This window comes from Novosphingobium sp. 1529, from assembly GCF_040544855.1.
GTDB lineage: Bacteria > Pseudomonadota > Alphaproteobacteria > Sphingomonadales > Sphingomonadaceae > Novosphingobium > Novosphingobium capsulatum.
In genome coordinates this window covers 583,108-596,770 of sequence record NZ_JBEPKW010000002.1, presented here as the reverse complement: position 1 = coordinate 596,770, position 13,663 = coordinate 583,108, and the positions used below count along the sequence as shown (strand labels likewise).

9 protein-coding genes are annotated in these 13,663 nt (G+C 66.1%); 3 read left to right on the top strand and 6 right to left on the bottom strand.

Annotated elements, in window-relative coordinates:
• Positions 1-23 precede the first annotated feature (23 nt).
• Positions 24-1,262, top strand: a complete 1,239-nt coding sequence (locus ABIC78_RS07945) for a glycoside hydrolase family 6 protein (RefSeq protein ID WP_354488750.1) — start codon at positions 24-26, stop codon at positions 1,260-1,262.
• 23 nt (positions 1,263-1,285) lie between these two features.
• On the opposite strand, the gene ABIC78_RS07940 is transcribed toward ABIC78_RS07945, so the two are convergent.
• A complete protein-coding gene (locus ABIC78_RS07940; protein WP_354488749.1) occupies positions 1,286-2,293 on the bottom strand; it encodes a LacI family DNA-binding transcriptional regulator in 1,008 nt (335 codons plus the stop codon).
• A gap of 242 nt (positions 2,294-2,535) precedes the next feature.
• On the opposite strand from ABIC78_RS07940, the gene ABIC78_RS07935 reads away from it, so the two are divergent.
• Together ABIC78_RS07935 and ABIC78_RS07930 are read left to right on the top strand one after the other, a co-directional pair.
• Complete coding sequence (locus tag ABIC78_RS07935; protein ID WP_354488747.1) at positions 2,536-4,992, top strand: glycoside hydrolase family 3 protein; 2,457 nt, start codon at positions 2,536-2,538, stop codon at positions 4,990-4,992.
• A 93-nt stretch (positions 4,993-5,085) separates the two neighbouring features.
• Positions 5,086-7,728 (top strand): TonB-dependent receptor, encoded by a 2,643-nt coding sequence (locus ABIC78_RS07930; protein ID WP_354488745.1) that lies wholly within the window; start codon positions 5,086-5,088, stop codon positions 7,726-7,728.
• A gap of 79 nt (positions 7,729-7,807) precedes the next feature.
• On the opposite strand, the gene ABIC78_RS07925 is transcribed toward ABIC78_RS07930, so the two are convergent.
• The 5 genes from ABIC78_RS07925 to ABIC78_RS07905 are packed head-to-tail and all read right to left on the bottom strand — an operon-like array spanning position 7,808 to position 13,661.
• The gene (locus ABIC78_RS07925; protein WP_354488743.1) at positions 7,808-9,790 is read right to left on the bottom strand and encodes an alpha/beta hydrolase domain-containing protein; all 1,983 of its coding nucleotides are present in this window, start codon (positions 9,788-9,790) and stop codon (positions 7,808-7,810) included.
• Positions 9,783-10,091, bottom strand: a complete 309-nt coding sequence (locus ABIC78_RS07920) for an AtuA-related protein (RefSeq protein ID WP_171795918.1) — start codon at positions 10,089-10,091, stop codon at positions 9,783-9,785. The genes ABIC78_RS07925 and ABIC78_RS07920 overlap by 8 nt, the downstream gene beginning before the upstream one ends.
• The gene (locus tag ABIC78_RS07915; protein ID WP_171792178.1) at positions 10,091-11,416 is read right to left on the bottom strand and encodes an acyclic terpene utilization AtuA family protein; all 1,326 of its coding nucleotides are present in this window, start codon (positions 11,414-11,416) and stop codon (positions 10,091-10,093) included. The genes ABIC78_RS07920 and ABIC78_RS07915 overlap by 1 nt, the downstream gene beginning before the upstream one ends.
• 11 nt (positions 11,417-11,427) lie before the next feature.
• Entirely contained in the window at positions 11,428-12,771 is a 1,344-nt protein-coding gene (locus ABIC78_RS07910; protein ID WP_354488740.1) for a CitMHS family transporter, read from the bottom strand.
• The gene (locus ABIC78_RS07905; RefSeq protein ID WP_309805736.1) at positions 12,771-13,661 is read right to left on the bottom strand and encodes a LysR family transcriptional regulator; all 891 of its coding nucleotides are present in this window, start codon (positions 13,659-13,661) and stop codon (positions 12,771-12,773) included. The genes ABIC78_RS07910 and ABIC78_RS07905 overlap by 1 nt, the downstream gene beginning before the upstream one ends.
• Positions 13,662-13,663: the final 2 nt, after the last annotated feature.

Here is a 13,663-nt window from a genome sequence, read left to right as displayed (position 1 = left end):
TGACCTCGTTTATCGGAGCAGACATGGGTTTCCACTCCAATGCCTCTCTTCGCCGCCGCGCCCAAAGGATCGGCGCGCGGGCGCTGCTTGCTGCCTCGCTTGCCATGGTGCTGGGTGGCAGCACCATGGCGCATGGTTCGAACCAGCCGCTCTACGTCAATCCCGACAGCACCGTTGTGCGGGCGGCCAAGGGGCTGACCGGCCAGGCGGAGCAGGACGCGCGCCTGATCGCGCGGTTCCCCACTGGCACGTGGCTGACCAGCGGCACCCCCGAAGAGGTGCAGGCAGAGGCGCACAAACTGGTGGGCGATGCCGCTGCAAAAGGCGCGATACCGGTGTTGGTGGCGTACAACATTCCGTTCCGGGACTGCGCGCTCTATTCCGCCGGCGGGGCAGCAGACAGTGCGGCCTATGCTGCGTGGATTCGCGGCCTTGCCGCAGGCATCGGCAACGGCCGGGCCATCGTGATTCTCGAGCCGGACGGCTTGGGCGTGATCCCTTGGAACACCACGTTGAATGGGCAGCCGGAAAGCTGCCGGCCGGCTGGCATGGATGCCAAGGCAACGGTCGAACGCTATCGCCAATTGCGCGATGCTTCGGCAGTGCTTTCGGCCTTGCCGGGTGTGCAGCTCTACATGGACGGTGGCGGCAGCAGCTGGCTGGCCCCCGGCGAAATTGCCGCGCGCCTCCTGATGGCCGACGCAGGCAAGGCGCGGGGGTTCTTCCTCAACGTGTCGAACTATGAGAGCGATATCCGGCTCAAGCGGTATGCCCGCTGGGTCAGCGACTGCATGGCGCTGGTCTCGCAAGGGGGCCTCAGCCCGCGCGAGTGCCCTGGCACGCCGATCACCGGCGCGCGCGACTATCCGGGCGCCTGGGCGGATGTGGACGCCGCCTATGATACCTTGTTCTGGCGCCTGCACCTGAAACGCGATCCGCAGGCGCAAAAGCATGCCGTGCTCGATACCAGCCGCAATGGCCAAGGCGGATGGGTGCCCAAGCCCGGGCGCTATCGCGATGCAGAGGTGTGGTGCAACCCGCCCGAACGGGGGCTCGGCCGCCGGCCGACACTGGCCAGCGACGATCCGTACATCGACGCTTTCCTGTGGATCAAGATTCCCGGTGAATCCGATGGCCAGTGCTATCGTGGCACCGCCGGGCCAGGCGATCCCGAACGGGGCATGGTTGCGCCGGCAGCCGGCGCGTGGTTTGCGCAGCAGGCCCGCGAGCTGATTACGCTGGCGCGTCCCGGCGTGGAATAGGCGCGCGGGGCGTGGAAGTGGGGCTAATCGTGGTGAGCAGGCGGTGGCGCGGTTGAGCCGCGCACCAGCAGCGCATGGGCATGCTCGTGGCGCTGTTCGAGGGTGGGGCCATCGGGCGTGGCATCGAGCCGGGCGATCAGCCGGTCGGCCGCATCCCAGGCCATCGCGCTGACGGGTTGATGCACCGTGGTCAATTGCGGCCAAGCGGTGCGCGACACTTCCGAATCGTCAAATCCGGCGATCGACAGGTCATCGGGCACGGCAAGCCCCAGCGCGCGCGCGGCCGCGAGCGCGGCGGCGGCCATGTCGTCGTTCTGCGCCAGAATCGCAGTCGGTGCCGGATCGCGCCGCAAGAGATCGAGCGCGGCATCATAGCCCACAGCATAGGTGAAATCGCCGGTCACGATCAGATTCTCGTCCAGGATTTTGCCGTGCTCGGCAAAGGCGCGGCGATACCCTTCCAGACGGGCGAGGCTGGCGGCGTGCGCCGGGTCACCCAGGATGATCCCCACGCGGCTGTGGCCCATGTCCAGCACGTGTGACGCCACGGCCTGGCCGGCGGCGACTTCATCCATGGTGATGACGATCCCGCGTGCAAGATCCTTTTGCGGGGTGATCCGCGCATAGGGCAACCCTTGGCGATCAAGCAGGTCGAGCAGTTCGATTTGATCGCATGCTGGCGGCGCCAAGAGCACGCCGTCCAAGCCCGTGCGCAGCAGCAGTTTGCCCAGTTCCTCTGGCCGTTCCGACGCGTGGTTGAACGGCAGCACCACCAGCCGGTAACGCCCGTTGTGCATCCGATCTAGCGCGCCGTTCTGCAGATCGACGACGTAGCTCGGGCTCGGCCGTTCATAGGTCAGCCCGATCAGGAAGCTGCGGCGCGCGATCAGGCTCTGCGCGGTCAGATTCGGGTGATAGTCGAGCTTGGCGGCCGCATCCTTGACCAGTTGCCGAACGCGCGCGCTGACATGCGGTTCGTCATTGAGTGCGCGAGAGACCGTTTTGGGCGAAACGCCGGACATCTTGGCCACATCGATGATCGTCGTACGCCTGGAAATGTGGGCCTCCGTGCTGCTGCTGTCCAATCGGTACCTTTGGGAGCGACGGGTTTCTTAGCGGGTCTCTTGACTTCTGTCGATGTCCGCCGGTAAACGTTGTCAGTAAGACGGTAAACGTTGTCAGTTCCGAGCAGCAGGGCCGGTACGACATCAGGAGGGGTTTCATGGGAGTGAGGGGACGCAAGGGCTTGGCGCTGCGGATGGCATCTGTGGCGATGGTTGCGGCACTCGTGCCGGCCGCCCATGCGCAACAGGCAGCGGCCACCGACGGCGCCGGCGTGGCCCATCCGGAACTATGGCCAAAGCGTGAGCAGCGCATTGCGTCGGACCCGGCGATGGAAAAGCGAATCGACCAATTGCTCGCTGCCATGTCGCTGGAACAGAAAGTCGGGCAGATCGTGCAGGGCGACATTGCCAGCACCACGCCCGACGACGTGCGCCGCTACCATCTTGGTTCGGTGTTGAACGGCGGCAATTCCGATCCGGGCGGGCGCTACAACGCGCCGGCCAAGGACTGGCTGGCGCTGGCCGATGCGTTTTACGAAGCGTCGATGGCGCCCAGCGGCAACCTGCCGCGCATTCCCATCATGTGGGGCAGCGATGCCGTGCACGGCCACAACAACGTGGTCGGCGCAACGCTTTTCCCGCACAACATTGGCCTGGGCGCCGCGCGCGACCCGGAATTGCTGCGCAGCATCGGCGCTGTCACGGCCAAGGAAATGCGCGTTACCGGGCTGGACTGGACTTTCGCCCCGACGCTGGCGATCGTGCGCGACGATCGCTGGGGCCGCACCTATGAAGGCTTTGGCGAGGCGCCGGAAATCGCCGCCTCCTATGCTGCCCCGCTGATCGAAGGGCTGCAGGGCAAGATCGGTGACAAGGACTGGCTGCGCGGCCCGCACATTATCGCCACGGCCAAGCATTTCCTGGGCGATGGCGGCACCTATGGCGGCAAGGACCAGGGCGATACGCGGATTTCCGAGGCTGGCCTGATCAACACCTTCAGTGCGCCCTACATTCCCGCGCTCAATGCCGGGGTGCAGTCGGTCATGGTCAGCTTTTCCAGCTGGAACGGCACCAAGATGCACGGCAACCAGTCGCTGCTGACGGGGGTGATGAAGCAGCGCTGGGGCTTTGACGGTTTTCTGGTGGGCGATTGGAACGGCCACGCCCAGGTGAGCGGCTGCACCGCCACCGATTGCGTTCAGGCCGCCAAGGCCGGCCTCGACATGTATATGGCGCCCGACAGTTGGAAGGCCTTGTGGCAAAGCACGCTGGCCCATGCGCGCGACGGGTCGCTCCCCATGGCACGGCTCGACGATGCGGTGCGGCGCATCCTGCGCGTCAAGCTGCGTGCTGGCCTGTTCGAGGCGGGCAAGCCGTCGAGCCGGCCCTTTGGCGGCCAGTTCGACCTGTTGGGCAGCGCGGAGCATCGCGCCGTAGCCCGCCACGCCGTGCGGGAATCGCTGGTGCTGCTCAAGAACGCCGGGCAGTTGCTGCCGCTCAAGCCTATGTCCAATGTCCTGGTGGCGGGCGATGGCGCCGATAACCTGACCAAGCAGACCGGCGGCTGGACCTTGAGCTGGCAGGGCACCGGAACCAAGCCGGCCGATTTCCCCCATGCCCAATCGATCTGGTCTGGCATTGCCGAACAGGTAAAGGCGGCGGGCGGTTCGGCCACGCTTTCGGCCGACGGCAGCTTTACCAAGAAGCCTGACGTGGCCATCGTGGTCTTTGGCGAAGACCCCTATGCCGAATTCCAGGGTGATCGCCCCGATGTCGGCTTTGACGATGCACGCAGCCTGGCCCTGCTGCGCCGCCTCAAGGGCGCTGGCGTGCCGACGGTGGCGGTGTTCCTGTCGGGCCGGGCGATGTGGGTAAACCCGTTCCTCAATGCCGCCGATGCCTTTGTCGCGGCATGGCTACCGGGTTCCGAAGGCGGCGGCATTGCCGACGTATTGTTCGGCAAGGCCGATTTTCGCGGCACCTTGCCCTATAGCTGGCCGCGTTCGAGCGATCAGACCGCCGTCAACGTGGGTGACAAGGATTACAATCCGCTGTTCCCCTATGGCTTTGGCCTGAAATATGGCCAGCCTGGCGATCTGGCACCGCTGCCCGAAGCGCGCGCTACGGTCGCGGCGGCTGATCCCGGCGTCCTGTACGCCGCCGGACGTCCCGGCGCAGGGCGGCAGTTGCTACTGGGGGCGCCCGGGGCGCTGTCCACCAATCCTGGCCCGGAATTGATCGATGCGCGCCCCGCCGATCACCACGCGCAAGAGGATTCGGTGCGGCTGCACTGGACCGGCGCTGGCCCCGCCATGGCGGCGATTGCCGGGGATACGCCGGTCAATCTGACGCGCGAGAGCAATGGTGGCCTCGCTGTCGAGCTGGAATTCCGCATCGATGCGGCACCCACGGCCGATGTGAGCCTGCTGATGCAATGCAGCGGCGAAAAGTGCGGCGGCGGCTTCCCGGTCGGCAGCGTGTTCAAAGCGGTGCAGGCCGGCCAGTGGTCGCGCCTCGCCATTCCGCTGCACTGCTTTGAAAAGGCCGGCGTGGACATGGGCAAGGTGACCGTGCCGATCGCGCTGTCCACCAGTGGCGCGATGACCGTCACGCTGTCGTCAGCGCGGATCGTATCGCCGGTCGGGCCGGTGCTGACCTGCAACTGACCGCGCCGCGCCAGGGAGCGGCGCGGCACCGGTCCAAGACCCATGAACCAATCGACATTTCATTCAATCGCCATCCAGTCAGGAGAGGAATACATGAACAGGGGAATCTGGAAGCGCAGCATGGTGCTGGCGCTGCTTTCGACTTGCGCGGCAGCGCCGGCCCTGGCGCAGGAAGCGCCCGCTGATCAGTCGGCCGCCAAGCCGGCAGCGGCTGCGCAGCCCAAGGATGGTCCGGGCGACATCATCGTCACCGCCAACCGCCGCGAACAGAACCTGCAGGATGTTTCCGGCGTGGTCCAGGCGCTGGGCTCGGACCAGCTGCGCAAGGACGGCATTGTCGAACTGCGCCAGTTGCAGCAGGCCGTACCGGGGCTGAGCATTGCCAACCAAGAAGGCAATGTCGAAATCTTCATCCGCGGCGTCGGCTCGGCCAACAACACCGAACTGGGCGATCCCGGCGCTGCGCCGCACCTCAACGGCACCTACATTCCGCGCCCGCGCGGCCTGGGCCTGATGTTCTATGACCTTGAACGGGTGGAAGTGAACAAGGGGCCGCAGGGCACGCTCTATGGCCGCAATGCGCTGGCCGGTACGCTCAACATCATCACCGCCAAGCCCAAATTTGACAGCTATTCCGGCTATATCCAGGCCGAATTCGGCAACCGCAATTCCTATGCGGCCGAAGGCGCCGTCAATATCCCGATCGCGTCGAACTTCGCGATCCGCGCGGCAGGCTATTACGTCAACCGCGACTATGGTTTCCGCAATGTCTCGACCGGCGCACCAGCGATCGGTCTCAAGCCCGCTGGTCTGGAAGAGAACTATGCCGGCCGCCTGTCGATGCTGTGGGAGCCGACCAGCCGCCTGACCATTTCGGTGATCGGCGATTATGGCAAGGAAACCGGCACCGGCTATCCGGGCGCCAACATCTACAGCGCGGTTGAAGCCACTGGCCTGACGGCCAGCGACCTGGACCTGCGCCGCGTGGTCTATCGTGGGCTCCAGGGCAAGATGACCAACGAGCTGTGGGGCGTTCAGGGCAAGATTGCCTATGATTTCGACAAGGTGGGCATGGAACTGACCGGCAGCTACCGCTCGGTCGATTTCAACCAGGTCAACGCGTCGAGCGATGGCATCGATTACCCCGGCCGCAACCTGGCGACCGAGCAGTACGACAATTTCTCGGGCAACTTCTGGCAAACCAAGTCGCAGAGCGAAGTCTTCGAACTGCGCGTCTTTGCCAAGAAGGGCCAGCGCTTCCGCTGGAACCTGGGCGCGTTCTATTTCAACGAAGACCAGCAGGTTGGCTATCTCGCGCTCGCCGATCGCGGCTATTGCTGCTATTCGGGCACCGAATTCACGATGCCTGACGTGCGCGGTAAGAGCCACGCGTTCTATGCCGACGGCACCTATGACGTGGCTGATCGCCTGCGTGTTCTGGGCGGCATCCGCTATACCGAGGAAAGCAAGTCGCGCTATGGCATTGGCGGCAACTGGGCGTTGACGCTGGGCGGCGCCAACTATGCCTGCTGTCTCGCCACGCGCCTTGGCACCGAAGGCTTTGTGCCAGCCTTGCTCAGCCGCCCGAATTTCGACGTGTCCAAGATCAACACCCCGCAGGGCATGGCGCAGTTCCTGATCCAGGGTATCGCCTCGCCCGGTGCGCGCGACACGCTGATCAACCAGATCGGCGCCATTGCCAATGGCACCAATCCGGCCGGCAACTGCTTTACCCGGCCTGATATCGACAACGGCTTTGTCACCTGCCCGACCAACACCAACGGCGGTTTCAGCTATGCCAATCTGACCATCCCCGGCCAGCAGGTGGGCAGCGCTGCATTCAAGTATGCCGATTGGCGCCTTGGTTTCGAGTATGACCTGAGCACCGGCCACATGGTCTATGGCAAGGTTTCAACCGGCCACAAGGCGGGCGGTTTCAACGACAGCTTCAACGGTTCGACCGTGCCGGAAACCTATCGTCCGGAAAAGCTGATCGTGTACGAAGTTGGCAGCCGCAACACGTTTGACGTGATGGGCCGCCGCGCGGTGTTCAACCTCACCGCCTTCTATTACGACTACAAGGACCAGGTCTTCCAGGACCTGACCTGCATCAACCTCGACACCACGCAGACGCCCAACGTCTGCAACGGCTATTCGCTGGTCAACCGCAACATCGGCGCCTCGCGCCTGTTCGGCGCCGAAGCCGAATTCCGCGTGGCGCTGCCCTACCACTTCTCGGTCGACGTGAATGCGGCTTACCTCGATACCCGCATCACCAGTGGCGAAGTCGCGGACGTGCGCGCGCTGGACAACAGCGCGGGTGGCAAGTCGCCGCTGATCAGCCTGGTCGGCAACCAGCTGCCGCTGGCCTCAAAGGTCAACGTCAGCGCGCATATCGCGCAGTGGATCGATGTGGGCCGTGGCCGTTTCGATTGGCAGGTTCTGGCCAACTATCGCTCGGCCTATTACCTGACGCAGTTCAACAACAAGGACGTCGTGTTCCTGAACGGCACGCGGCAAACCGCGCTGCAGGCCGGCTTCCCGGACCGTCAGCCCGGCTTTGTCACGCTGAACCTGGGCGCAGGCTACCAGGTCAACAATGTGCGGATCGAGGCATGGGCCAGCAACCTGCTCAACGTCCAGGCGTCGCAAAAGGAACTGGCGGGCTCCGCGCTCAACATTCGCTTCCTCAACGACGCCCGCACCTATGGCGCGCGTCTGCGCCTGACGTTCTGATCGGGTTCTGAGCGCAGCAAGAGGCCCGGCTTGCCACACGGCAGGCCGGGCCTTTTTGCGGGCGGAATTGTGCCAACGTTTATCGCGAGGCTGACGACAGCACCGCGCTGGCCTCCGCTTCGGCGACAAGGCGGGCGGCATCGTCGGGCAGCAGCCAGCCTTGCCGCACGCGTTGCGCCGCGAGGGACCGGACCCGCGCGACAAAGCCGGCGTGGCTGCCATAGCGTTCTTCCAGCGACAGGCGCGGATCGCCCTTGGCGAGGCGTTCCGCCTTGGTGGCGGCAAAGGGAATGAACCCACCGGCAAAGCCGCAGGGCCCGCCCGCGCCATATCCCTTGGCCAGCACGTTCCAGCCGAGATAGGTGCCCAGTGGCACGAGATGCTGCACCGAAGGGACGTCGCCGCCGGTCTCGTTACCATCGCGGTCCACGCGCGGCACCAGCGAGGGGATAGTGCGGCGAATGGCGGGCGGCTGCTGGGTGATCACGCCCGACAGATCGGGATAGTCGAACCCGGGGCCGTAATCGTAATCGAGCAGATCGTTCATCTTGCCGTCCGGCACCGGCGCGCCGGGGATGGCGGGCCAGTGCATGGCGGCGGCATGGGGCGGGACAAGATCGCCATGGGCCAGGGTGGGATACTGGCTGGGCGGCGGCGCGCGGCCAGTGCTGACCCATGCCACCAGCCGCTTCATCAGCGCGCGCATCGTCGGCAGCGATGGATTGGGATTGTTGGGCAGCGCGCAGACCGGCGCACCGGGCCAGGGCTTGTCACCATCGAGCGAGATGCCGCCGGTGTAGGAACCGCCATGGGTCACGCCAGGGAAGTAATAGCGTCGCACATTGGCCGGGATTGGCACATCGGCGCGGGCATCGGTGCCGACCAGCGCGGGCGACAGGCGCAGCCCCCAAAGTTCGGTGGAGCCGAACGTTTCCATGATCTTGGGGCAGGTTTGTGTTGCCGTGCAGCGATCGAGCAGGCTGTGCGTGCCCCGGCCGCGCACCCGATCGGCATAGCGGCTCCACCACAAGGTGCCTTCGCTGCCCGGCTCGAACAGGGTTGCGGCCCCGCCCGGCACGGCAAAGCGCAGGTTGAGCGGCACCTGGCGTGCCGCGATGTTGGGATTGGCACCGTCGAACACGCGATGGCCCGCTTCATCCTGGTTGAAGCCCAGGTTGATGAAGCTCTTGACGAAATTGCCCGATTGCGAGGTGCCGCTGACCACGCTCCAGCGCACCTGGCCGGCAAGGGGATTGGGCGTGCCATGGTCGTCGGCCGCGGCATGGCGCAGGAAGCTGACTAGATCGCGCGTGGCGGCAAAGCCAATGCCCAGAACCAGCGGATCGCGCGCCTGATAGACCAGCGTATAGGCAAGCGCCGGGTCAAAGCCGCCCTTCAGGCAGATGCGCGCGGGATCGGGCGTGCCGGGAAACGGCGTGGTGCGGCAATCGCCAAAGGCCCATTGGCTGGGAGCAATCGGCTCCAGCGGCGCAGCGTCGCTGGCCTGGCGATAGAGCCTCGCGTGCGCGGGATCGAGATCGACCGGAAGCGGGCGCGGTACGGGGCGGCCGATCCCGCCGGTCAGGCCCCAGGTGCTGCCGGAAAGATCGGTCACGCGGGCCAGCGCCGGCCCGGTCAGGCCCTTGGCCACGGGCACGGTGGCGGTTTGCAGGCCGGGTGCGGGCGCCAGGTCACCCTGCCAGCCGCTGATCACGCGGATGTGGCCATCTTCATCGGGGGCCACTTTGCCATTGCCCCGGTTGGGCACGTCGTAGAACAGCACGCCGCTGCCGCGCGCCAGGGGGCGGGCGATGGCAAACGTGGCGCTATAGGCAACGCGGCCGTTGGCCTGGCGCGGGCCTTGGGCAATGTCGGTGATGATTGCATCGCGCGTTGGCGATACATCACCATCGAATGTCCCGGTGATGATCTCGTAGGGGCGCTCGCCCGGCTTGGTGGGCGCGGGGGTGCGCGTCTCGATATGGATGGCGGTAACCCGCGCCTGCGCGCCGGTGGCCAGGGCGAGCAGGGCAGCCCCGCCCAGCAAGCAGATCCTACGCATCGTCGATCTCCATATCCAGCAGTTGCGCGCCCAGCGTCTTGCCATGGGCATCGAGCGCGAGGGAGCGGGTGACGCCGCCCGAAAGCACGCCATGCAGCACGAAATTCACGGCCTGAAAGTTGGGCAGCACGAACCGTTCGATCCGGCGCGGGCGCAGCGCGGCAAGATGGGCGGCAACCCGCTCAGTCGTCAGCGCGCGCTCCAACTGGCTGAACTGCGCCGGGCCGCGGGCAAACACGCAGATCTGCGAGGTATCACCCTTGTCGCCCGTGCGGGCGTGGGCCAGATCACGAAGTCGCATCAACTCACTCCATGAACGATGGAGGGCGCAACCGCGCCGCGCGGAACGAGGACGGAGGCAACCGCGACCACTTCGCGCAGGGTGGTGGTCACGCCCCCACCACCCGACGGGCCATTGAGATAGAGCGCCTCGACCTCCGCACCAATTTCGGCGGCCGTGGCGCGATCGGCGCAGCGGGCGGCAACGCGCGCGCGCACTTCGGCTGGTTCGGGCGCGCGGCCGGTGGCATTGACGGCATTCACGCCGATCAGGTCATAGCGGATATCGTCCACCGCCAGGCGCTGCATCGCCACCCGCTCGGCCACGATATCGAGCGCCAGCTGGCCGCGCGCCACGGCGCCGGGCCCGGCGTAGCTGATCTGCCCTTCGCCAATGAAGCCGTCACGATAACCGACCGATACCTTGAGGCTTTCGGGGCGGGGGTGGCCGGTCGCGCCCGATACCGCAATGCGATCCGGGCCTGCCTCGGCCAGGTTCAGCGTGGTGAAGTCTGCCACCACATCGGCCTGAAGATAGCGGGCTGGATCAAGGATTTCGTACATCGCCTGTTCGCGCGCATTGGCGAGCGAGAGGCGCCCACCCGTGCCGGCAACCTTGGTGAGCATGGCCGTGCCGTCTTCGTTCACTTCGGCCAGCGGAAAGCCCAGGCGGGCCAGGCCCGGCACATCGTTGTAGCCGGGATCGGCGAAATAGCCGCCGGTCAACTGGCCGGCGCATTCCAGCAGATGGCCAATGGCAGTGCCGCCTGCCAGCCGCGTCCAATCGTCTTCGGCCCAGCCGAAGGCATGGATCATCGGGCCGAGAAACAGCGCAGGGTCGCACACCCGCCCGGTGAAGATCACCTGCGCCCCTTCGGCCAAAGCCTGGGCAATGGGAAACGCGCCGAGATAGGCGTTGGCGGAAATCGGCTTGAGATCCAACAGCGATCCCGCGCGGTCCAGCAGGGGGAGGTCTTCGTCCGCGATGCTGGCCAGCACATCGTCACCCAGCACCGCCGCCATGCGGATGCCGGTCAGGCCCTGCTCACGCGCGACGGCGAGCGCGGCTTCCATGGCGGCGAGCGGGTTGGCCGCGCCCATGTTGGATACGATGCGCACACCGCGTGCCATGGCCGGCCCCAGCACGGCGCGCATGCGCCGCTCCAGCCGGGGGTCATAGCCCGCGGCCGGATCACGCTGGCGCGCCAGTTGCGCCAGCGCGATAGTGCGTTCGGCCAGGCATTCAAAGCACAGGAAATCGAGTTCGCCTTGTTCGACCAGTTCAACGGCCGGCTCGATCCGATCCCCGGCAAAGCCGGCACCGGCACCGATGCGTATGGTTTTCATGCATGTCTCACTCATAGGCCGATCAGGCCGATGGCCAGCGCTGCCAGTGTCATCACCAAGGTGGCGCCCAGCAGCCAGGGAAAGGCAAAACGCTGATGCGCGCCGAGGTCGATGCGGCTCAGGCCTGCGACCAGGAATGTTGCGGGGGTCAATGGGCTGATCGGAAAGCCAACGGTATGCATGCCCAGCAGCGCCGCCTGCGCCACCTGCACGGGCGGCACGCCAAAATGGCCGGCAACTTGCGCGACGACGGGCAGCACGCCGAAGTAGAAGCTGTCAGGGTCGAACACCACGCTGAGCGGCATGCTGGTGACGGCCACCAGCAGCGGCAGGCTGCGGCCCATGCCGGGCGGCACCAGGGCCACGCTGGATTGCGCCAGCGCGTGGATCAGGCCAGCGCCATTCATGATGCCGGTAAACGCGCCAGCGGCAAACAGCACGCCGGCCATCATCATTGCCGGGCGGGCATGGGCCTCGATCTGGGCGCGCTGTTCCTCGGCATTGGGATAGTTGATCGTCAACACCAGGGCAAAGGCGACCATGAAGATCACGGCCGGTTCGGCCACGCCGCTGACCATCAGGCCGATGACTGCCAGCGTGATGGCAAGGTTGAGCCAGAACAGGCGCGGGCGGTGCAGCGGATCGGGGCCGGGGCTGGCTGTTCCCGTGCCTGTTGCCCCGGCATCTTCCGGCTCGGTTTGTACCAAGGGCATGGCAGCGAGGCGGCGTTCTTCCCGCCGGCCCATCCACCACGCCGCGCCGAATACGAACACCAGGCCAACCAGTTGCACCGGCAGCATCGGCGTGAAGATCTGCACCGTGGGAATGTGCAGCGCCGCGCTGGCGCGCAGTGTGGGGCCGGTCCAGGGCAGGAAATTGACCCCGGCGGCAAGCGAGGCGCAGCAGGCCAGCACGCGGCGGTCCATGCCCAGTTGATCGTAAAGCGGCAGCATCGCCGGCACGGTGATCAGGAAGCAGACCGCGCCAGAACCATCGAGATGGATCAGCAAGGCCAGCAAGGCCGTACCCATGGTGATCCGCGACGGCTTGCGCCCCACCAGGCGCAGCACGCCGCCAACCAGCGGCGCCAGCAGGCCAGCATCGCTGACCACCCCGAAAAACAGGATGGCAAACACGAACATGCCGGCAACCGGGGCAATCTTGGTGACGCCGGCAATGATCCAGCCCGGCACGCCGGCGCCCAGGCCCAGCGCTGCCGCGCCGATCACCGGCACCAGGATCATCGCGGCAAGCGGGGATAGTCGGTTCGTCAGGATGACGGCCAGCATGACACCGATGATGGCCAGTGCGCCCAGTGCGAGGGCGGCCGGCGGCAAAGCGGCAGCGGCCAGCATCAGCATGCCCCCTTGGCCGAGAGCACGCGCAGCATGTTCTGCGCCGCGGGCGAGGGGCTGCGCGCAGAAAGATGCGCAATGCCAATCACGCGATCGGCGGCGCTATCATCCAGCAGGTGCCATTCCAGATCGTGCGCGCCAACCATCGGGCGGCAGGACAGCGGAAGCGCGCTGATGCCCAGCCCTGCGGCGATAAAGGCGCCCAGCGTGGCGGGCTGGGTACATTCATAGAGCGGCCGTGGCGCCAGCCCGGCGCGGGCGAATGCGGCATCGGTGATCTGGCGCACACTGCTGGTGGGGGCCATCGCGATGAACGGGGCATCGGCAAAGCTGTGCCAGCCGGGATCGGCCGGTGCGTGCCCGGAGCGGCAGACCAGGGCGCAAGGGTCGGTGAACAAGGGCAGAAAGGTGAAATCCTCGGCCGCGTCATCGGGTGGGGTCATCACTGCCAGATCGATCAGCCGCTCGCGCAGCTGTTGATAGATGGTCCCCGCCAGTCCTTCGCGCACGGTCACATCGACGCCTGGCCAAGCCTCGCGAAAGCGGCTGAGCACGGCGGGCAGATCGCCCACCGCGTAGGATGGCAGCACGCCCAGGGCAATGCGGCCACGCTGGCCCGACAGCGTCTGGCCCAAGAGATCAAAGGCGTCGTCGAAATCGGCGATCAGGCGCTGTGTCAGGCGGAGCAGGTCTTCGCCGGCCTGCGTCAGCGACACGTGGCGGCGGTTACGGTCAAACAGGCGGGCGCCAAGGTCTTCTTCCAGCAGGCGGATGGTGCGCGAGAGCGCCGGCTGCGAGACATGGGCAAGTTCGGCCGCGCGGCTGAAGTTCGCCGTCTGGGCCAGTATGCGAAACTGGCGCAGGGTGGAAAGACTGGGAGTGCGGGCCATGC